The sequence below is a fragment of the Bacillus sp. J33 genome, from assembly GCF_000518885.1.
Lineage (GTDB): Bacteria > Bacillota > Bacilli > Bacillales > Cytobacillaceae > Cytobacillus.
In genome coordinates this window covers 1-20,405 of sequence record NZ_JAEL01000044.1, presented here as the reverse complement: position 1 = coordinate 20,405, position 20,405 = coordinate 1, and the positions used below count along the sequence as shown (strand labels likewise).

Genomic DNA, 20,405 nt, shown 5'->3' with positions numbered 1-20,405 from the left:
TTATTCCAGATTTATATAAAATGAAGGTTTACTATATATAATCTTCATTTAATTTTCGATAAAAGTTTAATATGCATGAGAGGGATTCATCATAGGAAATAAGAGGCTGCCATCCTAATTTTATGATTTTATCAGGGCATCCTCTGACTATGTCTTCCTCACATACTTCTTTGGAAGATATAGTGAACTCTGCATTCGAATATAATTTGAATTTATTTATTACTTCCTCAAGGGAAAGCGTATTGCCAGTCGCTATTTCATATATTTCTCCTGCATTTGCATAATTAAATAGGAAGTGGTATCCTCTGACCGCATCACGTACATCTAGGAAATCCCGCCGTGCATTTAAATTACTTACTTCCAATACGTTATTGCCTATTTTTCTTTCCATCTCCACTATTTTTTGGGCAAAAACTGAACATACGCCATTTGAATATCCAGGTCCGATTAAATTGGATGGTTTAGCTATCACAATATTCATGCCGAATAATGTTTCCCAGGCCTGTGCAACCAATACCTGCAATGATTTGCTCAGACTATATGGGTGGGGCAGCTCAGAGATATTATTAGGATTAAACTGAAGGGCAGAACCCAATACTATAATTTTACATGCTGGATTTATTTGCCTCAGTGCTTCTAAAAGATATAAAGTACCTAGTACATTTGATTCCACAGACAACACAGGATCCGCCCAGGATTTTCCTACATGGTTCTGTGCAGCCAAATGGAGAACATAGTCAGGGCACAGTTTTCTTAACAGCCTATTAACGTCCTTCCTCTCGAGGAGATCACATTGCTCTGTATACCAATCAACATCTTTGCTGCAGGAATTCTTCCTTGATACTGCAGTTACTTCGAACCCTGCATTATGAAAATATCTGCATGCATGCATTCCCGTAAATCCACTGCCTCCAGTAATTAGCATTTTGGGCTTTATGTTCAAGACTCATCTATCCAATCTTTTAGTTCTAGCAGCATTTCTTCATATGAAGGTACTGAAAAGACAAAATCTGTTCTTGTACTTCTAATAGTCCTGTCAATGACCACTTCTGAATCAGAAACAATCTCAACATCATGCTTCCCAAAAATTTTTTGAATCAATTTAAGAAGTTCATATTTGGAAATTTTTTGTTCTGCTCCAAGATGGTACAGTCCAGTAACACCTTTCTTTATCAAAGCCTCTACAGCCTTGGCTAATTCTAGAGTAGTTACACCGTTCCAAAATGCCCTTTTATAACCTTTTATTTTTCCTTCTTGCTTCATAAACCATAAAAACAAACCTATACCGTGCTCTTTAACCTCAGGACCGATGATAGAAGTGCGAATGGTTAAATTTCTATCGTCAATTATTTCGCCAAGCTGTTTTGATTGTGAATATATGGTAGTGCCATCTGGTAAATCTTCTTCTGTGTAACTTCCTTTACTTCCGGAAAATACACAATCTGTACTGATATGAATAAGTTTTCCCTGATGGCGCTCTGCGAGTTTTGCCAATTGGTGGGGTAATAAGCTATTAACTTGGAAAGCTAACTTAGGGTTTCGGCTGGCAAATTCATTTAGGATCCCAATGCAGTTAATAATTATTTCAGGCTTTATTTCTTCTATTAATTCCTCAACTTTCGTAGAGCTGGTTACATCTAAAAAAACTGCGTCCTTATCATGAGGGTTTCTTGAAGTAAAATAGACTTTATATTCTGGGTTTTTCCTGAAATAGGATACCAACATATGACCTGCCATACCTTTTCCTCCAAGAATAAGAATCTTCACTATATAAACCTGCCTTTCTTTAGGATCTCTCTAATTTCATCCTTGCTCATTAGCTCTTTGCTAGAATTATAATTATAGAGATTCGCTGGTTTATAGTTAGCATAGGCCTCTTTCAACCCCTCAATATGAATAGGGGGCAGTATGACAAAGTATTCATCATCATAGGCAATTGTTGTTTTGCTTTCATATTCCGACAAAAGCAGTTCATGAATTTTCTCTCCAGGTCTGACTCCAAGTATTTCAATCTCAACATTTTCTTTTCCTGAATCTTCTATAAGCACGTGGGCAAGGTCTATAATTTTGCATGCAGGCATTTTCATAACAAATATTTCACCGCCTACACTTTCACGCGTCGCCTTGAACACAAGCTTTATTGCCTCTTCAAGTGTTAAGAAGAAACGAGTCATATTAATATCAGTGATACCAATTTTTCCTTTATCCTGAATATTTTTTTTAAACACGTGAATTACGCTTCCGTTTGTTCCAAGTACATTTCCTCCACGGATACAGACAAATTTTGTATTGGTAGCTAATGTGTTGGCATGAATGATAAGTCTTTCACCCATCGCTTTAGAAAGACCATAGAAATTTGAAGGGTTAGATGCCTTATCTGTTGAAATGTAAACAACCCGTTCCACGTTAGAGAATATAGCCGCCTCTATTACATTCTGGGTTCCGTTTACATTTGTTTTTAAAGCTTCAAGCGGCTGGTCTTCACATACTGGAACATGTTTTAATGCCGCCAAGTGGAATACATAGTCTATACCCCTGCATGCCTCAATTAGTTCCTTCTTCTCTTTAATATCTCCTATAATGAAATTCAATTTTGGATTATTATCAAATTCTTGCTTCATTGTAAATTGATTTGATTCATTCCTTGAAAAAATCCTAATTTCTTTCGGATGAAAGTCAAGAAGTTGCCTGACGAGTTCATATCCCCATGAACCGGTGCCTCCTGTAACCAAAATCGTTTTATTCTTAAACAATTCACATTCCTCCTAATATAATCTTAATTACTTTATCAGAGACATTTATGTGCTGATATCCTTCGGGTAGATCCCAATTGGTAGGCATTTTCATCATGGCATGTACACATTCTGCGATGCGTTTGGCATTTATGCCTGAAACAACATTACTGCCGCATTCGACTGTTTCAGGTCTTTCTGTTGTTTTTCGAATTGTAACGGCAGGAATATGAAATATGCAGCATTCTTCCTGTACAGTTCCGCTATCTGTTAGGACACATCTTGCATTTTTTTCAAGCTTTATAAAATCAAAAAAACCGAACGGCTCATGGAATTCAACATTTGGGTGCATTATTATATTGTTCGTCTTATCTATACGAGATTTCGTACGGGGATGTATACTGCATATAACTCGTTTTTGGTAAGTCTCAGCAACCATGTTAATTCCCGCCAAAATTTCTGCTAGCCTATTTTCATGGTCCACATTTTCTGCACGATGTGCTGTCACTAAGAAATAATCACCTTTCCTGAGTTCCAATTTTTCAAGAATGGTGCTCTTTGCAATTTCCTCATTGTAATGCATAAGAACTTCGTGAATGGGGTTACCTGAAACAATAATTCGGTTTCGATCTATCCCTTCATTCAGTAGATTTTCTTTGCTCTGTGGAGTGTAAGGCAAATTGATGCTCGAAATTGCATCAATTATTTTACGGTTTTTTTCTTCCGGAACTTCTAAATCAAAGCATCTATTTCCAGCCTCCATATGGATGACAGGAATGCCCATCCTTTCGGCCAGAATGGCACTTAATCCACTGTTGGTATCACCTAAAACAAGAACTTTATCAGGCTTTTCTTTTAAGAGAATGCCTTCAAGCCCTTTATAAATGACTGATAATTGTTCCCCAAACGTATGCTGCTGGTTAAAAAGAATATAATCCGGCTTTCTTATCTTCATCTCCCTAAAAAACACATCACTCAAGGTTTCGGTAAAGTTTTGTCCGGTATGAACCAGTACGTGCTCCTCAGCAAACATATCTAATTTCTTAATGATAAGGCTTAGCCTGATTATTTCCGGTCTTGTACCTAAAATTGTCAATACCTTCATAAACGCAACTCCCAGTCTTTTTTTCTTGGTTAATCTAATTACTAATTTATGCTTGTATAGGAAAAATGCTATAGGCAAGTCTATTATTTTATTCAAATAGGAACTTAAAAAGGGATGATGGTCCAAACAACAAAAAAACAGAACAAACACACTTGTTCTGTTTTTTAATAAGTTTTTTAGAAAATCTCCGGCAAATTAGGCCAAATTTTTACTGTAATTCAAGGCGGATATTATGGACAGGGAGCAATGTCCAAACATACATTATTATGACCTATGCTGATTACAAGGAGCGATACGAATGTCCATGCAGGCCATCAGTTTATGCATCGTATTAATGGTTATGTTCACATTCTTGATCAAAGAATGGTTTCCGGCAGAGATTACAGTTTTCCTGGCTATGTCCACCCTCATTCTTACTGGTATTTTATCGGTTGAGGAAGCATTATCGGGTTTTGCCAATCCCGGTGTCCATACAGTAGCCCATCTTTTCATCCTGGGTGCTGCCGTAGCCAAATCTGGCATACTTCATGAGATTGTTGAAAAGTTATTGGACGGAAGCCGGTCATTATCCAAAACTTTATTCAGGATCATGCTGCCCACTAGCGTATTATCGGCTTTTATCAACAATACGCCCCTTGTTACTATTCTGTTACCCTCCCTGCAAAAATGGGCCATATCCAATAATATCAAGCCTTCGAAAGTGCTGATCCCGTTATCTTTTGCAGCCATTTTAGGCGGTACTATCACCCTTATCGGAACCTCAACCAATTTAATTGTACAAGGTCTCATTTTTGAAAAAGGTCTGGAAGGTTTCCGTCTTTTTGATTTTGCATATTTTGGGATTCCAATTGCATTCATTGGAATCATTTATTTGGCTTTGGCGAGTCCCCGTATCCTGCCGGATAGACAGCATAACATCCAGCTGTTCCAGCAAGAGCGTCATTTATATATTCACTGCTATGAAGTTAAAAAAAAATCACCGCTTATCGGCAAAACAGTTACTGAAGCAATGCTGAGAAACTTAAAGCAGTTATATCTTATTGAAATAAAAAGAGGTCAAGCAGTCATTTCTCCAGTTTCTAAAGAAGAAATTTTACAAAGTGGTGATATCCTGGTTTTCTCGGGAAATCCGGATGGTGTTATTAATGAAAAGCATTATTTAGGGTTTAAAAATTGTACAGAGGAGACACTTTCCAAGCTTGACAGACCAGGTTCAGAACTTTTTGAGGTGGGAATTCCCCTTGCTTCCCCATTGATTAACATGAAAATCAAGGATATTCATTTCCGGTCAAAATATCATGCAGTTATCGTAGCCATTAAAAGAAAGGGACAGTTAATTTCATCTGGTTTTGGAAATATACGTGTTTTGGAGGGTGACACACTTGTTTTGCTTGCCAAAACCGGATTTGAAAAAACTTGGGGAGATTCAGGCGATTTTTACTTTATCACTCCCTCTGCCAGTTCAGAAAAAAGAAGCCGAAGGGAAAAGTCTTTTATGCTTTTTATCCTTTTAGGCATTATTGTACTGTCAATCTTTCAGGCTATTCCCATTTTTAAGCTGACTTTAATGGCCTCCATCTTTTTAATCATAACTGGAACAATAAATATAACAGATGCAATTAAATCGATTAATTGGAGGATCATTATTCTAATGGGAAGCTCGCTTGGAATCGGAAAGGCAGTTGGCGCAACAGGACTTGCCTCCAATATCTCAAGTCTGCTGATTGGTTTCCAGAATAGTTTAGGAATCATTGGCATACTCATTCTGTTTTATCTAATTACAATGGTTCTAACCGAAATCCTGAATAATCTTGCCACCGCTGCATTAATGTTTCCTATTGGATTTGCAATATCTGAAGCGTTAAAGTTAGAGCCTTTGATGTTTGCTATGTTAACAGCGATAGCAGCTTCATGCAGTTTCCTGACACCAATTGGATATCAGACTAACATGCTTGTATATGGCCCCGGTGGCTATAAATTCAAAGATTATTTCAAGGCTGGTCTGCCTTTAAGCCTTATATGCATGTCCACAGCCATATTTATGGCTTGGTTAAAATGGCTGTAATAACAGCCCGAAAGGAGAATGTTCGATGAATAGTTCTGACAAAGATATTAAATGGCATCCCCTATCTATTCAAAAAAATGACAGGAATAAAAAATATGGCCATAAAAGCTGCATCCTTTGGTTTACGGGCCTATCTGGTTCTGGTAAATCAACGATAGCCAATGCTTTACAGCGAAAATTATTTGCGGAAGATATACTTGTATATTTGCTTGATGGAGATAATCTCCGGTATGGCATTAATAAAAATTTGACCTTCCATCCTAATGACCGGAAAGAAAATATTAGAAGAACTGCTGAGATAGGCAGGCTTTTTGTTGATGCTGGCCTCGTGGTCCTTGCTTCCCTTATATCCCCATCTGAAATGGACCGAGGGATGGCAAGAGAATTATTCGAACCAGGGGATTTTATAGAAATTTATGTAGAATGCCCGCTTAAAGAATGTGAGAAAAGAGATCCAAAGGGTTTATACAAAAAGGCGAGAAATGGAGAAATACAACAGTTCACAGGGATTGATCAGCCATATGAGGAACCTGAAAACCCGGAAATCATAATAAATACAGATACCATGACAATAAGTGAGTGTGTTAAGACCATTTCATCATACCTTTTTAATAAATACAAATTAAGAGGTTAATAAAGGAGTGAGAAGCATTGATAAAAAGCATTCCACACGGGGGAAAGTTAAAAATTAGAGTGAACCTGACATATGACATTTCTAAAATTGAAAAGGAAGTAGAAATGGATGAAGCTGCATTATCGGATTTGGAGCTGATTGCGAATGGTGCCTATAGTCCGCTTACCGGGTTCCTTGGCAAAGATGATTATAATTCTGTTCTTGAAAATATGAGGCTTACAAATGGAACGGTTTGGAGCATTCCTATTACACTGCCGGTTACAAATGATGAAGCAAATCGACTTTCAATTGGGGAAAAAGTCAAACTTAATTATAAAAATGAAACATACGGGTATTTGATATTAAAGGAGATTTATACACCCGATAAGGAAAAAGAAGCTTATAAAGTGTATCAAACCACTGACAAGAAACATCCGGGGGTAAAAATATTGTTTGAGCGCCCCGGAACTTATATTGCCGGACCTATAATACTTGTAAAAAAACCTCCGCGTGACCCGCATTTCTCTCAATATTATTTGTCTCCATTTCAAACAAGAGAAATTTTTAAGAATAGAGGCTGGACTACTGTTGTAGGTTTCCAGACAAGGAATCCCGTTCACAGAGCTCATGAACATATTCAAAAAACAGCTATGGAAATTGTGGACGGGCTTTTTCTCCATCCTTTGGTCGGTAAAACCAAAGCGGATGATATACCTGCATTGACTAGAATGAAGAGTTACGAAATTTTATTAAAAAACTATTACCCTGAGGATTACGTTCACTTATCCGTTTTTCCGGCTTCAATGAGATATGCAGGGCCCCGAGAAGCTATTTTCCATGCGATTGTAAGAAAAAATTACGGCTGTACCCACTTTATTGTCGGCAGAGATCATGCAGGTGTGGGGAATTACTATGGCACATATGATGCACAGAAAATATTTGAGCAATTCACTCTTGATGAAATAGGCATTATCATACTTCCTTTTGAACATTGTTTTTACTGTAAAAAATGTCTTGCGATGGTTTCGAAAAAGACATGTCCCCATAGTATTGAAAATCATATACACCTATCTGGAACTAAAGTTAGAGAACTACTTCAAAATGGTATACAACTTCCGCCCCAATTTAGCCGGCCGGAGGTAGCTGATACTTTGATAGAGGACTATAGGAATCGGAGTGAAGATGGGCTTTAGCCTTGAAACAAACTCACCCTTTGCCTAATTATACCCACTTAGGCGCCGCTATTAGACGGTGTCTTTTTGAGAAGTTTATTATATTGGAAATTTTAGGCAGTATCCTCATTCAAAACAGCAGAAGAAGCCGTATGCTAAATGTGTAACGATAAAAAAAGAAGAAGGATACAAATCCTCCTGCAAAGATTCTATTGATGAACTTTTGGGTAGGTCAAAAAAGCCTAAAAAAAATACAATTCCATTTATTCTTTATTTTGGCGGCTGCGAGCCATTTAAAGCAACAGGGGTTAAAACATTCACCCATCATACAAAGGAAAAAAATTTGCTTGTATTAGTTCTTTTATTTTTAGGATAAAAAAATTTGATGGGAAATGTGCTATTCTTGAATTATTGACTTTTAAGCAGAACAAATCAAGAAAGGTTCAATTTAAAAATGCTTTAACAGATTTTTGTTCTCCATGCAGTCAAATTGATTCTGAAAATGTCGATGATTTAATTCAAACAGGAATTTGCATTAATGTAGATCTTGCTTGCTTCTGTGGAGTCACTTGTTTGCCTGCTGTACGGTTATAATTTCTTAGACAATGTTGCCCAAAACAAATAAGGTGTACCTTATAAAAGGTGCACCTTTTATGTTTATCCCCAAAATGCTTCAAGGACATCTGCTACTTCTTTTAGATCCACTCCGCCTTTTTTTGAGTTGTTTCTGAAAGCCCTTGCTTTCTTATAGTGTAGGCAGGTATGGAATCTGACTTCATTAGTTTTTTCAGCTCTGAGATTTCTGCCAGGATTTTTTCGACTCCTATAATTTCTATGTTTGGATGTAAATAATTATGGATGGCCGACAGTACAAAATGATTCAATGTTTAATTATTTGTATGATATTCAATTTGTTTCCTAACTTTTTGAGTAAAGAAAATATTGCTGCCTGTTTTAACATCAATGAATGTTTCAGAGGTCGTAATGGCTGTTTTATTCAGATAATCCGTGTACGTTTTGGACATAAGCTTCATCCCTAACCTTTAGCGGAAACGGCATGGCTATTTCCTTTTTCTTTTTTTAACTGATTCATTTTTGCCAGTACCATCAAACCTTTAACATTTAGCTTTTCCATATCCTCGGGGAACATTAATTCAATAGGTCGGCCTCTTTCTAACCATTCGACTGCTGCCTCTTGAATATGTTTCTGGGCTAATTTGCCCTACTGCAATATACCGTGCAGCTCCTTTAATTTCATTAGACCCGCTGCGTATCCGATCAAAATGTTCCAAGTATATTATTGCCATAGATTTTAGCTGGGGATTAATATACTTACTGATATCTTTTCTGATGCCGGCGAACGGTTCAACATACCATTCCGATTGGCCTGCTGCCAATTTTTCCTCAAGCTCTGTACGGGAATCAAAACGATATAGTTCATTTTTGCCCACCTTTTGAATAATATTGTCAAGAAACTTATTGATTCCAAAAGGTTCACCTTCAATTGATGCAACTGGCTTGTTATTTTTTATACCAACAAAGTTCACCGAGTCACCGCCGAGATCACCAATTATGATTCCTTTATGCGACTTTTTGACCAGATCTTCATTTTTATTCCCAACGTTTCTAAATCTCTGGTCAAACCCAAATATGCACAGGCCCCCTCTGCCCCAATGATTACATCTTGGATGTGAAGCTTGACTTCAAATTCTTTTGGGTCTGGGAATCCTGGGACTTTGTGAAAGATGACTGTATGGGTACCTATTAAACGTTCTTTGAGTATCTTTTTCCGCTCTTTATATTGAGTGGTAGGCAAAGAAATTGCCAACTGGTCAACATAATAATTTACACTCTGTTCATCAGTATTTCTAAGGGCTGCATGATAAGCTGCCAACCCAAAGAGTAAAAGATACGTAGGGTCCTCATCTGCTTTTTGGTTATTATAAGCAGTTAAGTTAACATCTTTTTGCCTAGCAGCTCCTTTTCCAATGTAAAAGATTTCTCTTTTATTTTTGACAGAGATGCTTTTTATTTCTACGATTAGGTTTTCCTCAAAGATAACATCTTCATCATCGTATGGTTTCTCATAATATTCTTCGTTAAAAAGAGCTATCGCGTTTGGAATCTGATATTCGGATAACATTCCATTATCAAAAGCCAAGGCTTTTTACCAGATATCGCCAAAAAAATTTTGTCTCTCCACTTTTTCACTCACTCCTCCTTTTGAATCTTATGCACGATTGGAGTCCAGATGTGCCCGTACTTTATAACAAAATTTTAACTATACTATTTTTTCGGAATATACTCCTGTTTTTCCATGCGGGTTTAAACGTTATTTACAACGCCTATAGAAAGCACCCATTTATAGGGCAAAAGCCCATACATAGTCATTTTATACGCATAGGATGCTATATCTTGACTTCAGGAGGCCCTTTTATGTCTGAAACACATAAAGATAATTGTTTGAGTGAATCTAAAGCTGTTACCTATCAATGTGAATGTCAAAACTGCCATGAACACTTTCCTCATATCAGCATTGGAAAAATAATTGCCAAAGTACCTGTGGTTCTTGCTGAACTTACCGCACAGATTAATATAGATGCAATAATTAAGTTTCCCGAGCCTGTACTAGAAATTAAGGATATTAAAAAAACGGTAAAGCTCACACAATGCAGACTTCTTTTACCTACAAATAAACTATTCATAAAAGGATTTGTCCGAAAAAATATTCAGTATGCAAGTCCTTGCCCTGATATAGAGATGCACAGTGAAAAAAGCGTGGCCTCAGATTTACATTCCTATACGGTTGATATACCTTTTCAATCCGTAGAAGAAATTAAGCAATTTTTAACATTACCGACTATGCCAGAAATGACGGACAGGACAGAATTTGATTTTTTCGTATCGAAGCCTGTGCACCAGAAGCATTCTGATACTCAAGAACTTCAATTAAAAGATAATTCCCAATATCATCAAGAAAGTATTCAGCATTACAACGAGCTGCCTTATTGCGAACTAATCTCAAGCAGAATTGTTGAATGGGATGAAGCAATCGACAAGCAGCCTCTTCCTAAACATGCACCTTTGGGTGAAACCCTATTTACAAGGGTTGAAGAGAAAATGGTCTTGGATTTAACATTAAAAGTTCTGCAAAAACAACAGATCCGTGTATCTTCCACTACGAATGATAATGATGATTGCTTTCATCATTGTGAGTAATTTCCAGTCAAATAAACAATAAATTTGCAGGTAAGGAGGGGATTGGAGAGAGTGCTATTTAGCAGCACCTTTCTTGGGATATGACAAATATAAGAAATGTTAATGAAATATATCATACAGACCATGAAAAGCCGCGGAAGCAACAGCCATTATTCTATTCTTTAGCAGCAGAAAAATCGGCAAGCAGACCAGTTTATTCGGCTGAGAAATTGGTGGATGAAGGGCTTAAAGTATTAAAAAAAGACCTTGCCAAATCTCAAAAAAAGGATTCAGTTCCTTTCATTTTACCGCCGCCGAAAGTAGCAGACAGGCAAATTAACCGATTGCGAGAAAGGCGGGAAAATAAAAGCGAAAAAAAATCTTTAGCTAAGGTTTATGAAACTGAGAAGAGCGATCGAAAGGCAAAAATTCCAGACAGTTTAATAAAATTGCTGACACCCTTTTCCCCTATGCTAAGGTGGTCCCCTTCCTTACCAGTGAAACCGCCTCAAAATAAAGAAATAAAAATGAGAGACGGAGAAGTTTTCCAATCAAATAAAACTCTACTTATTGAGGAAACTTTATGGAGGGATATGGAATACAGTGAGAATCGTTGTTGTGAATCCCCGTTTAGTAAATATCCTGATTCAAAAATTGAGGAGGAAATAACCTTAGAAGAAGAGTTTCTCACTTGGCTGGAAGAGTCTGACTCGTGTGAAATGGATCTTGGCTCCACATGTCAAGATCAAGCTTTTTTATTACTGGCAGAATCCTCATATAACCATAATGAATCTTCCCCTTTTCAAGAAAAAGAGAAATGGATGGAAGTAAAAGACGAGTTATGGGCTTCAGGTAATGAAATGAATTTTTTCGAATCTACTGATGAAGAATCCTCGGCAGAAACAGAAAAAATTACTAAACAGCTTGATGAGAATGAACTAAAAGAGTCCTCATCGTTCGAAGGAGAATTTTCTGCCCTCCTGAGAAAAGCTTATTTTATACTTGATGAACCTTTACGAGATAACAATTCACTTCAGGAAAAATTTTTAGAATTGATGGAGGAATCGTCATCATACATTCATGATCTGCAGGTCCTGCTAAGGAAGACGCATTTTTCCGACAAGGCATCCATTGGCTCCGAATCAAAAAATGACTTCGAAAGTGAACGATATGAAAAGGTATCTTCATTGCTTGAGACCTTTTCTTCTATGCTTAAGGCGAATAACGCAAGAAGTGAGTCAGAATTAAACAATAACGATTATCTGCTCAATAGGAAGAATGAGGTGGACACTGAAAAGCTCCCAAAGAAAGAAACTTGCTCGTTAGGGATTGAATCAGATTTTCGAGAGGAACTAACAGAAAAGCTGGAGGAAACGCCAGGCCATTGTGCTGGTTCTGAGTCAATGGAAGATGAAATTCACAATTCCTCTTTCTTAGGCAATTGCCAAATCAAAAACCAAAAAGGTCCTATTGTGAAGCTTCCAATATTAGTTGCCAGAAAAGAGCTTGAATTTATTATATGTGATTCCTTGCCGAAGCTAACGGGCATTCATTGTACGACTGATGTTGAATGGAGTGTAGAATCATTACACTGCATGACGAATGTTCCTTCGAATATGGCTTTTATTAAAGGAATGCTTATAGCAAAAATTCAGTATGCAGATGATAAATCGATGCATGCAATAAGATTACCTATACCCATAGAGAAAACAATTGAACTAAGCTGGCTTTCACTTCCTATGCTGCCAAGCCCGAACATAAAGAAGGAATATATTTTTCGGAAAGAAACAGACCATGAGATACATTATGAATTTTCACAAAATTTCTACGAAGAGATCACTTGCTGCCTAAAGAGTATGAAGATTACCTGGCATGTGAGTATGGAACTAGATAAAACCTTGGAAATCCAGGGCAGTGCTTTATTATGTGTAGATTTTTTTCAGGAACAGTATATGAAATTATAGAAAGGGTATCAAAACGATACCCTTTCCATTTTTGTATTAACCGTTTACTGCTACCAATTGTCTCTGTGTTAATCTAACTAGCAGATTTACTTCAACTTTTTCAGTAAGCTTTTCAAATCTGCCGTATTTGTCAAAGTCACTTAGAAGATCCATTTGTGTTACTGTAGCATTAAGGAGTTTACACTTGATTGGCTGATTGAAGAATTCAAAAGTAAATGAACCAAAGCTGCAGCGATCTGCACCAAAGCCATCTTTGGCAAGCTCTCTGATTTCATTAACTTGGTTGCTCTTTGTGCTAAATTGCCAATCAATAGCCGGCAGGTCGTCCACTAATGAGTAGCATTTGAAAGGAACATTTACACTATAATCTTTTACGCAGCCTTCTCCATCCTCTACATACTGAATGTTTTTATGAATATAGCCTTCAACAAATAATTTTACAGAAGTTGGTGCTACTTCAGGGAAGCCTTCCGGAATAACCGGTACTGCTTTACATTGAGTTAGATAAACGTTCTTTCGGATTTGTTTAATATCGGTAGCATTAGACGGAAGATAGATATCTGCTTCTGTCAAAGTCTGGATCGGAACATCACCTAAAATAATGTTTTGCTCGACATCCCCTTGGTTTGCTGCTGCACCTACATCACAAAAATGGGTATGAGATTTTGCAACATCACTTGCCGGTACTGGCGGACACTTGTCATTGCCTTTTCTGCAGCCATAAGAATGATTCTTTTTCATACAATTCACTCCTTGAATTTTTTTTAGTCAAAATCAGACAAGGGAGGTTTGTTTCATTTGACTTAATACTTTATATGTAAATAGATTCATTAAGGAGTGGACAAGTAACATCCGTCATTAATCTAATTAATGGATATTTATGAAAAAAACGCATTTGCCTAATTTCACAGATAATATAAATTAACATTTCTTACTCAATGAACTGACTAATAAATATATTAAATTCATATATTAATAATCCATCAATGTCCCCTGTCAACTAACTATACCATTGGTTTTGTTCGTGAATAGAATATGGTATACCTCAAATGGAAAGGTGGCTTTTAAATGGATCAAAAAATAGATTATGTTATTTCTAATTTTCTTAATCAAAAAGATATTAAAGAAAATTTAGATGTAGTCATAGTTCTTAATGATGACTGTATGACAGTAGATGTATCCCAGTTATGCACATTGCAAAAAGCAGATCGGCCTGAACACCATTTAAAGGAAATAAAACAAATAACTGGAAGTTTTTGTGCAGATACTTTACGTCAGCTGAAAAACCATTCGGATGTCAAACATATCCACCATGATTATTCAGTCAGAATAAATCTAAATACAGCAACAGCTGCAATTGGTGCAAATATAGCAAATAATTCTTATGGGCTGAGAGGGAGAGGGATTACAGTTTCCGTGATTGATACCGGCGTTTACCGGCATTACGATTTAACATCCCCCAGCAATCGAATTATTGGGTTTAGAGATTTTGTTAATGGACAAACTGTCCCATATGATGATAATGGACATGGCACACATGTTGCTGGAGCAATAGCCGGAAATGGCGCAGCCTCAAGTAAACAATACAGCGGAGTTGCACCTGAAGCCAACATTGTCGGAGTAAAGGTTCTAGATAGCCAAGGAAACGGAAGTTTATCTAATGTGGTTGCAGGGATTAATTGGTCGATGGCAAACCGGTCAACTTATGGCATCCGTGTAATCAACTTATCACTTGGTGCCACCCCTTCTACATCATATGTAAATGATCCTCTCGCTCAGGCATGTGAGAAAGCATGGAAATCAGGAATAGTAGTAGTGGCCGCTGCAGGAAACTCAGGGCCCCAAGGAACGATAGATACTCCAGGATTTGATCCTATTATTCTGACTATAGGTGCGGCAAATGATAGAAATACTATTCCGATACAGGACGACATACCCGGTAACTATACAAGCAGCAAGCCAACAATTGATGGATTCATAAAGCCTGATATCGCTGTTCCAGGAACAAATATCACTTCGTTAATGTCACCTAATTCAACTTTGGCCAATCAACTCCCTCAAAACAGGGTAGGAGCCCATTATTTAACTTTAACTGGAACATCTATGGCTACTGGCGTTGCCTCTGGAATCGTGGCACTACTACTTCAAGCATCACCGCCTTATACGCCCGATTTAGTAAAAGTACGTTTAATTGAAGCAAGCCGCTACTTCGCTCCAGACTTCGCAGGTTACTCCATTTTAACAACCCTATTTAATATGAACAGGCATTATAATACTCTCTAGCAGAAATAAAACCACCATCTGGCCCGCGCTCTAAAAAGCGGGCTTTTCGAACGGAAATCAGAAGGCAAGTTTATCAGAGCCTTTTATTTAAAGGAGGTGAATACGAATTGGCTGAATTATTTTCAGTAGGTTCTAGTGTGCCATCCAATGGCAACACTCCCATAACTATAGATATAAGCGAATTTCCCACCAGACTAGCTGCATTTGGACTTTCAACACCAAGCGGTGCAAATAGGGTCTTTTTAAACGCAACTGTGGGGGTTAGACCTTTGTTGTTAAATCCGGTTGTCGTTTTTCAAGTAATTCGTGATAATTCTGTGGTCGTAGCTACTATAAGACAACAATTATTATTAGCCGCTAATGAAGTACAAAATGTTTCTTTCAATATTGTTGACAATAATGCACCTTTAGGATCTCATGGCTATGCACTCACTGCAGAATTGGAAGGCATGCTCTCTGATGCAACAATCGTTGGCCCTATAATATTTTCAGGAGCTTCCTACCCCTTATAGTGTTTCCTCCTTAAACCAACAAGCTTAACAAATCAATCTATTAATTATATTCTGCCCAGTAAATACTAAGCCTCAAAGAATATTAGTCCACTTCAATTTATGTACTTTAAGTTAGTTGGTCTCCTGGTAAAATTCTTATCAAATCGAAAAATAATAAATAATATAAAATTGTATTTTAAGGAATCCTGAAAAGAATTATTAAGACCAATTAAATTATAATTAAAGTTCCTTATTAAAAGGGACTTTTTTTAGTATTGGAAATTTTCAATTTAAATGAAAGCTGTGTTAAATATTATAATGTTGATTTTGGGACCCTGTTGATTGGAGCTGAGGCGCTAATTCCACGAAAATGCATCCGCATTTTCTTCGTGCGGTGTGCATTCGGGGAAGCTTATTCAAAGTCATGCGGGAGATGCGACTCAAAGGGAGACCCAACAGGCGCGAATGCGCTGAGAAGCATCGGACCGTCCGCTGTTCGCTGAGCGCCTAGAGCAGAAATCAACTGGCAAATTTAACAGAGCCTAAATGAATGTATACAACCGTTCTCTTCAATAAGAGAATCTGGGATAATTAAGATGGCCTTCTCCCGAATGAATACCGGGTAAAGGCCCTAAGCTTAGTATCTGTTTTTCTTAGTCTATATGGCAGGGGTTAATCTAAGCAGCTCATTTGTACAAATCGAAGCCAAACTCACCAATAGAATGCTCTTCATTATGAAAGTCGGATCCGCCAGTTATGTTTTTATTATATTTTTCTGCCAATTTTTTGTAATGCTTTGAATCTTCTTGGCTATGTTTCCTATGCCATACTTCGATTCCGTCAAAATCCAGCTGCATGAGTTCTCCTATCATCCCGTCATCTTTTATAAGAATAGGATGAGCCAGTACAGCCAATCCACCTGCTTGATGTATTATTCGTATTCCATCTTCTGGTGAAAGAACCATTTTATCCACGGCACACGGTTTTCCATCACCTAAATAAAGGTCGAATACTTCTTGTACATTTTTCGCATATCCTTTTTCCACAACTGCTTTTGCTATATGAGGGCGGGCAATAACCTCACCTTTACTGTGCTTTTGGACATCTTCCTCTGTAATGGATATCCCTAATTCGCAGAATTTCTTTACAATGATTTGAGCACGGTTTTCACGGTGATCCCGCATTTTCTTTAAAGTTCCTAATAGATTCTTAGATTCGCTGCTTATACCGTATCCCAAAATATCAATATTCTTCCCTTTATACTTTGTGCTTAACTCGATTCCCGGAATAACGTTTACACCAAGCTTCTTTCCTGTATCCACCGCTTCCTTAATACCCTTTGTTGTATCATGGTCAGTAATGGCCAGTGTGTTAATTCCTTTCGCTGATGCCATTTCAACTACTTCAGCAGGCGTAAAACTCCCGTCAGATGCAGTGGTATGAAGGTGCAGGTCAAAACGGCCATTTTGAATAACAGTCTCAAGATCCATTTTTTTCTCCTTTATCTTTCATTTTAAAAAGGCTATTTAGAAAACCTCTTCATATATAATATGAAGGAATTTTATAAATTGCTGACCAATAAACCTATACAAATGCCATCCATTTAGTGTGTAAATTATTTTTCACAGCCTACACTCCAATTAAAAGCAAAAGCATCTTTTTCAACGCTCGGCATCCCCTTGCCCTCCTCACATAATTCCACTGCTTTATCGATGCTTCTGTGATTGATCACTGAAAGAATAATCAAGGCTGATATCAATATGAATAGGTATTTTCTCATGTTTTTCCTCCAGCCCAATTTTATTTTCAATTCATTGACATAATCTCTGTTATAATGTAACTATAAGGCAAATTTTGCAAATTTTCTAACCTTATTTAAATTTATGGATGGACGAGGCGATTCTTTTGCTCCTATTTTTTAAGATTGCAGTTTGGATGATCGTCGCTTGTCTCGGGTTTTATGTTTTTTCTGTATGGAGATGGGAAAAGAGAGTTAAGGAAAGAATTTTTGCAATCCGGAAAACCTGGTATATCATCTATCTACTTGGAGCAGTTATTTATTGGACCAAAGAGCCGGCTTCCATTTTCACCGATTGGCTGAATTACCTGATTGTCGCGATTATCTTTGCTTTAGTTGACGCGTTTGTTTTCCTGGGCTCCTATTTAAAAAGAGTCGGAAATAATGAACTTGCCACCGATACAAGAGAACTGCTTGAAGAAAACAACGATCTTTTAAACTCGCACATGAATAAGCTGAAGTCTTTCCAGTATCTATTGAAAAATGAACCCATCGACATTTATTATGGAGATAAGGAAGCCTATATTGCCGGCATCGAAAAGCTTTTGGCGGATTATGCTGAAAAAGTGGATATGAAAGCTGCTTTATGCAGATACACAACTCAGGAAGAAAAAGAGCATCTGCTTGAACACTACCCTGATAAAGCTTTAATTTACAGCCGCCTTGACCGCAAGGAAGTGTATTATGATGCCGATGAAAAATTGGCTTTGATTCCTTTTTCCATACTTGAAGATTATTATGTTATTAAATTGACCTCCGATGATTTTGTCACCGAATTCGACTACTTGCTATTCACTTCACTTATTTCAATATACGATCTAATGCTCCCAGCTGAACAGGAGGACGAAGACCATGAAGGATCCAGCGGATAATAAAAACGACAAAGCCCCTATACGCACAAAAAGCTCCATGAAAGTTATCAGAAAAAAGTCACGAATCAGCCTCCCTTGTTTTGAAGTCAGCCCGCATACTGAACGGATCATAAATGAGAATAAAAGATTGATAAGCGTTTATACAAAACATGAAGCATAAGCATACTATATGGCGTGGAAGGATTTTTCTTCCGCGCCTTCATTCATGTTCACTTTGCAGGGACATATAATAAAGAAACACATCCTATAAAAAGGGCTGATTCAAATGAAAAAGCTGACGAAGAAAGTTAAAAATATAGACTTCCCCACCTTCTCTATTTCCCCTTATACGAAAAATCTATCCAAGAAAACAGAAGCTGCCATTGGGGATTTGCACAAAGGGAAAAAGCTGCCGAAAAATAATGCATAAGAAATTACCGCCATTTGGCAAGATGGCTTTATTTTATAAACATCTTCACTTTCTTTAAGGCGTCTTTCGTTGTTGGATATCGGAAAGGCAAATCAAATTTGGTTGTTTGCTTCAGAATGCTTTTTTCATGTGAGAACACATCAAAGCTTCCCTTTCCATGGTATGCGCCAATACCGCTTTCCCCTACCCCGCCGAATGGCAGATAAGGTGAGCTGAGATGGTAGACTGTATCATTTATGCAGCCGCCACCGAAGGAAATGCTGCTGAGAATTTGGTTTTGTACGGCTTCGCTTTCTGAAAAAATATACAGCGCTAGCGGTTTAGGACGTTTGATTACCTCGGCAATCATGTTGGACAGGTCCTCATACTCAAGGACTGGCAGGATTGGTCCAAAGATTTCGTCTTCCATCACTTCATCTTTCCATGTAACATTATTTAGAACGGTTGGTTCAATAATGAGCGAGCTGAGATCATGGCGACCGCCGTGAACTGTGGTTCCGTTACTTAGAAACCTGGTGAGTCGGTTAAAGTGCCTCTCGCTTACAATTCTAGTAAAATTGCCGGCAGCAATGGGATCCCCGCCATAAAGTTCTTGTATCGCTTGTTTTACTTCCTTTAGGAATTCTTCCTTAATGCTGTTATGCGCATAAATATAGTCAGGCGCTACACATGTTTGTCCGGCATTGATGTATTTTCCCCATGCAATTCTTTTTGCAGCAAGCTTCAGGTTGGCATCTTTATGGACGATGCACGGGCTTTTCCCGCCCAGTTCCAGCGTAACAGGTGTCAGATTCTTCGAAGCGGCCTCCATGATTATTTTTCCGACAGGCACACTGCCTGTGAAGAAAATATAATCCACCTTTTCATTTAGAAGTGCGGTGCTTGTTTCAACTCCCCCTTCGATCACACAAATATACTCTTCCGGAAAGTTTTCGCTGATTATTTTTGACAGCAGGGCAGAAGTTTGCGGCGTCAATTCGGAAGGCTTCAAGATGGCGCAGTTTCCTGCTGCAATAGCGCCAATCAGCGGTGCTATTGCAAGCTGAAACGGATAGTTCCATGGCGCAATAATAAGCGCAATTCCATAGGGTTCGGGGTAAATGAAGCTTTTCGAACCGACTTGAGCAATCGTCGATTTAACCTTTCTTGGTTTTGCCCATTTCTTGAGGTGTTTCATTGTAAAACGAATCTCTTCCAAAAGAATTCCAATCTCTGTTAAATAGGCATCGAACTCGCTTTTATTGAGATCAGCTTTTAGTGCATCCATTAATTCCTGCTCATGCTGCTTAATGACCGTGCGAAGCTTGCCGAGTGCCTCCATCCGGAAAGAAACATCCTTTGTTTTTCCTTGAGAGAAGAAACTTTTCTGCTTTTGGATTAAATCTGCGTAGTTTTCCATGTAAGGCCTCCAGACTCAGGTAAGTATTAAGATTATATTATCACCTTGAGTGCCGGAAATACATAAATAGGTATGTTTTAAAAATTTATTTGCTAGTTTGAAGGAGTTGTTTGCAAACTTTATAATTTGTTTTTTAGTTAGGCTGTTTTCGTAAAGTTTGTTGCTTTGAACTGCAAACTTAATTTAACCTACCGAGTTGATTGTAGCGGAGGGCACTTGATCCTCGAAAATGCTACCGCATTTCCTTCGTGCGGTGCCAGGTCAGGGAAGCTTATTCAATGTCCTGCGGGAAGTGAGGGAAGTG

General features: G+C 37.8%; 21 protein-coding genes and 1 pseudogene. 11 read left to right on the top strand and 11 right to left on the bottom strand.

The genetic code is table 11. From position 1 onward, the window contains the following. Window positions 1-31 precede the first annotated feature (31 nt). Genes L634_RS0113845 through wecB form a run of 4 tightly spaced genes read right to left on the bottom strand, consistent with a single transcriptional unit; the run spans window position 32 to window position 3,837 of the window. The gene (locus L634_RS0113845) at window positions 32-943 is read right to left on the bottom strand and encodes an NAD-dependent epimerase/dehydratase family protein (RefSeq protein WP_026582962.1); all 912 of its coding nucleotides are present in this window, start codon (window positions 941-943) and stop codon (window positions 32-34) included. Beyond that, on the bottom strand, window positions 940-1,767 hold the full coding sequence (locus L634_RS0113840; RefSeq protein ID WP_026582961.1) for a dTDP-4-dehydrorhamnose reductase family protein: 828 nt from the start codon (window positions 1,765-1,767) through the stop codon (window positions 940-942). Before L634_RS0113840 ends, L634_RS0113845 begins: the two co-directional genes overlap by 4 nt. Then, window positions 1,767-2,753 (bottom strand): polysaccharide biosynthesis protein, encoded by a 987-nt coding sequence (locus L634_RS0113835; RefSeq protein ID WP_026582960.1) that lies wholly within the window; start codon window positions 2,751-2,753, stop codon window positions 1,767-1,769. The genes L634_RS0113840 and L634_RS0113835 overlap by 1 nt, the downstream gene beginning before the upstream one ends. Window position 2,754: 1 nt before the next feature. Further along, window positions 2,755-3,837 (bottom strand): non-hydrolyzing UDP-N-acetylglucosamine 2-epimerase, encoded by a 1,083-nt coding sequence (gene wecB / locus L634_RS0113830; RefSeq protein WP_026582959.1) that lies wholly within the window; start codon window positions 3,835-3,837, stop codon window positions 2,755-2,757. A 298-nt stretch (window positions 3,838-4,135) separates the two neighbouring features. On the opposite strand from wecB, the gene L634_RS0113825 reads away from it, so the two are divergent. From L634_RS0113825 to L634_RS34930, 4 genes and pseudogenes are all read left to right on the top strand, one after another. Continuing rightward, a complete protein-coding gene (locus L634_RS0113825; RefSeq protein WP_026582958.1) occupies window positions 4,136-5,902 on the top strand; it encodes an SLC13 family permease in 1,767 nt (588 codons plus the stop codon). 25 nt (window positions 5,903-5,927) lie between these two features. Beyond that, window positions 5,928-6,536: an adenylyl-sulfate kinase gene (gene cysC / locus L634_RS0113820; RefSeq protein ID WP_026582957.1), complete on the top strand. Its 609-nt coding sequence runs from the start codon at window positions 5,928-5,930 to the stop codon at window positions 6,534-6,536. Window positions 6,537-6,553: 17 nt separating this feature from the next. Next, window positions 6,554-7,708, top strand: coding sequence for a sulfate adenylyltransferase (sat, locus tag L634_RS0113815; RefSeq protein WP_026582956.1), 1,155 nt, complete (start codon window positions 6,554-6,556; stop codon window positions 7,706-7,708). Between the two features lie 82 nt (window positions 7,709-7,790). Continuing rightward, window positions 7,791-8,281, top strand: a pseudogene (locus L634_RS34930) (CotY/CotZ family spore coat protein). A gap of 293 nt (window positions 8,282-8,574) precedes the next feature. Here the strand turns inward: L634_RS34930 and L634_RS34320 are convergent. The 3 genes from L634_RS34320 to L634_RS34310 form a co-directional block, all read right to left on the bottom strand. Next, the gene (locus L634_RS34320) at window positions 8,575-8,712 is read right to left on the bottom strand and encodes a hypothetical protein (RefSeq protein WP_232233766.1); all 138 of its coding nucleotides are present in this window, start codon (window positions 8,710-8,712) and stop codon (window positions 8,575-8,577) included. Window positions 8,713-8,841: 129 nt separating this feature from the next. Next, the gene (locus L634_RS34315) at window positions 8,842-9,234 is read right to left on the bottom strand and encodes a hypothetical protein (protein WP_232233765.1); all 393 of its coding nucleotides are present in this window, start codon (window positions 9,232-9,234) and stop codon (window positions 8,842-8,844) included. A gap of 23 nt (window positions 9,235-9,257) precedes the next feature. Continuing rightward, a complete protein-coding gene (locus L634_RS34310; protein ID WP_232233764.1) occupies window positions 9,258-9,848 on the bottom strand; it encodes a hypothetical protein in 591 nt (196 codons plus the stop codon). A gap of 275 nt (window positions 9,849-10,123) precedes the next feature. On the opposite strand from L634_RS34310, the gene L634_RS0113795 reads away from it, so the two are divergent. After that, window positions 10,124-10,906: a CsxC family protein gene (locus L634_RS0113795; RefSeq protein WP_051428334.1), complete on the top strand. Its 783-nt coding sequence runs from the start codon at window positions 10,124-10,126 to the stop codon at window positions 10,904-10,906. An 80-nt stretch (window positions 10,907-10,986) separates the two neighbouring features. After that, window positions 10,987-12,849: a hypothetical protein gene (locus L634_RS0113790; protein ID WP_026582954.1), complete on the top strand. Its 1,863-nt coding sequence runs from the start codon at window positions 10,987-10,989 to the stop codon at window positions 12,847-12,849. 36 nt (window positions 12,850-12,885) lie between these two features. Here the strand turns inward: L634_RS0113790 and L634_RS0113785 are convergent, their stop codons facing one another. Then, window positions 12,886-13,590 carry a CsxC family protein gene (locus L634_RS0113785; RefSeq protein WP_026582953.1) on the bottom strand — a complete coding sequence of 235 codons (705 nt, stop codon included), beginning with the start codon at window positions 13,588-13,590 and terminating at the stop codon, window positions 12,886-12,888. Window positions 13,591-13,917: 327 nt separating this feature from the next. Between L634_RS0113785 and L634_RS31140 the strand changes: the two genes are divergently transcribed. Next, the gene (locus L634_RS31140; protein ID WP_051428333.1) at window positions 13,918-15,132 is read left to right on the top strand and encodes a S8 family peptidase; all 1,215 of its coding nucleotides are present in this window, start codon (window positions 13,918-13,920) and stop codon (window positions 15,130-15,132) included. 107 nt (window positions 15,133-15,239) lie between these two features. Continuing rightward, window positions 15,240-15,644: a hypothetical protein gene (locus L634_RS31135; RefSeq protein WP_051428332.1), complete on the top strand. Its 405-nt coding sequence runs from the start codon at window positions 15,240-15,242 to the stop codon at window positions 15,642-15,644. Between the two features lie 665 nt (window positions 15,645-16,309). Here L634_RS31135 and L634_RS0113770 read toward each other — a convergent pair. Together L634_RS0113770 and L634_RS33425 are read right to left on the bottom strand one after the other, a co-directional pair. Further along, window positions 16,310-17,113: a PHP domain-containing protein gene (locus tag L634_RS0113770; protein ID WP_026582952.1), complete on the bottom strand. Its 804-nt coding sequence runs from the start codon at window positions 17,111-17,113 to the stop codon at window positions 16,310-16,312. Window positions 17,114-17,238: 125 nt separating this feature from the next. After that, complete coding sequence (locus L634_RS33425) at window positions 17,239-17,403, bottom strand: hypothetical protein (protein WP_157452403.1); 165 nt, start codon at window positions 17,401-17,403, stop codon at window positions 17,239-17,241. 125 nt (window positions 17,404-17,528) lie between these two features. On the opposite strand from L634_RS33425, the gene L634_RS0113760 reads away from it, so the two are divergent. From L634_RS0113760 to L634_RS33420, 3 genes are all read left to right on the top strand, one after another. Next, window positions 17,529-18,293 (top strand): type II toxin-antitoxin system SpoIISA family toxin, encoded by a 765-nt coding sequence (locus L634_RS0113760; RefSeq protein WP_026582951.1) that lies wholly within the window; start codon window positions 17,529-17,531, stop codon window positions 18,291-18,293. Beyond that, complete coding sequence (locus tag L634_RS31130; RefSeq protein WP_034262688.1) at window positions 18,274-18,453, top strand: type II toxin-antitoxin system SpoIISB family antitoxin; 180 nt, start codon at window positions 18,274-18,276, stop codon at window positions 18,451-18,453. Before L634_RS0113760 ends, L634_RS31130 begins: the two co-directional genes overlap by 20 nt. A gap of 105 nt (window positions 18,454-18,558) precedes the next feature. Next, window positions 18,559-18,702 (top strand): hypothetical protein, encoded by a 144-nt coding sequence (locus L634_RS33420; RefSeq protein ID WP_157452402.1) that lies wholly within the window; start codon window positions 18,559-18,561, stop codon window positions 18,700-18,702. A 28-nt stretch (window positions 18,703-18,730) separates the two neighbouring features. Here the strand turns inward: L634_RS33420 and L634_RS0113745 are convergent, their stop codons facing one another. Next, window positions 18,731-20,101: an aldehyde dehydrogenase gene (locus L634_RS0113745; protein ID WP_026582950.1), complete on the bottom strand. Its 1,371-nt coding sequence runs from the start codon at window positions 20,099-20,101 to the stop codon at window positions 18,731-18,733. Between the last annotated feature and the right edge of the window lie 304 nt (window positions 20,102-20,405).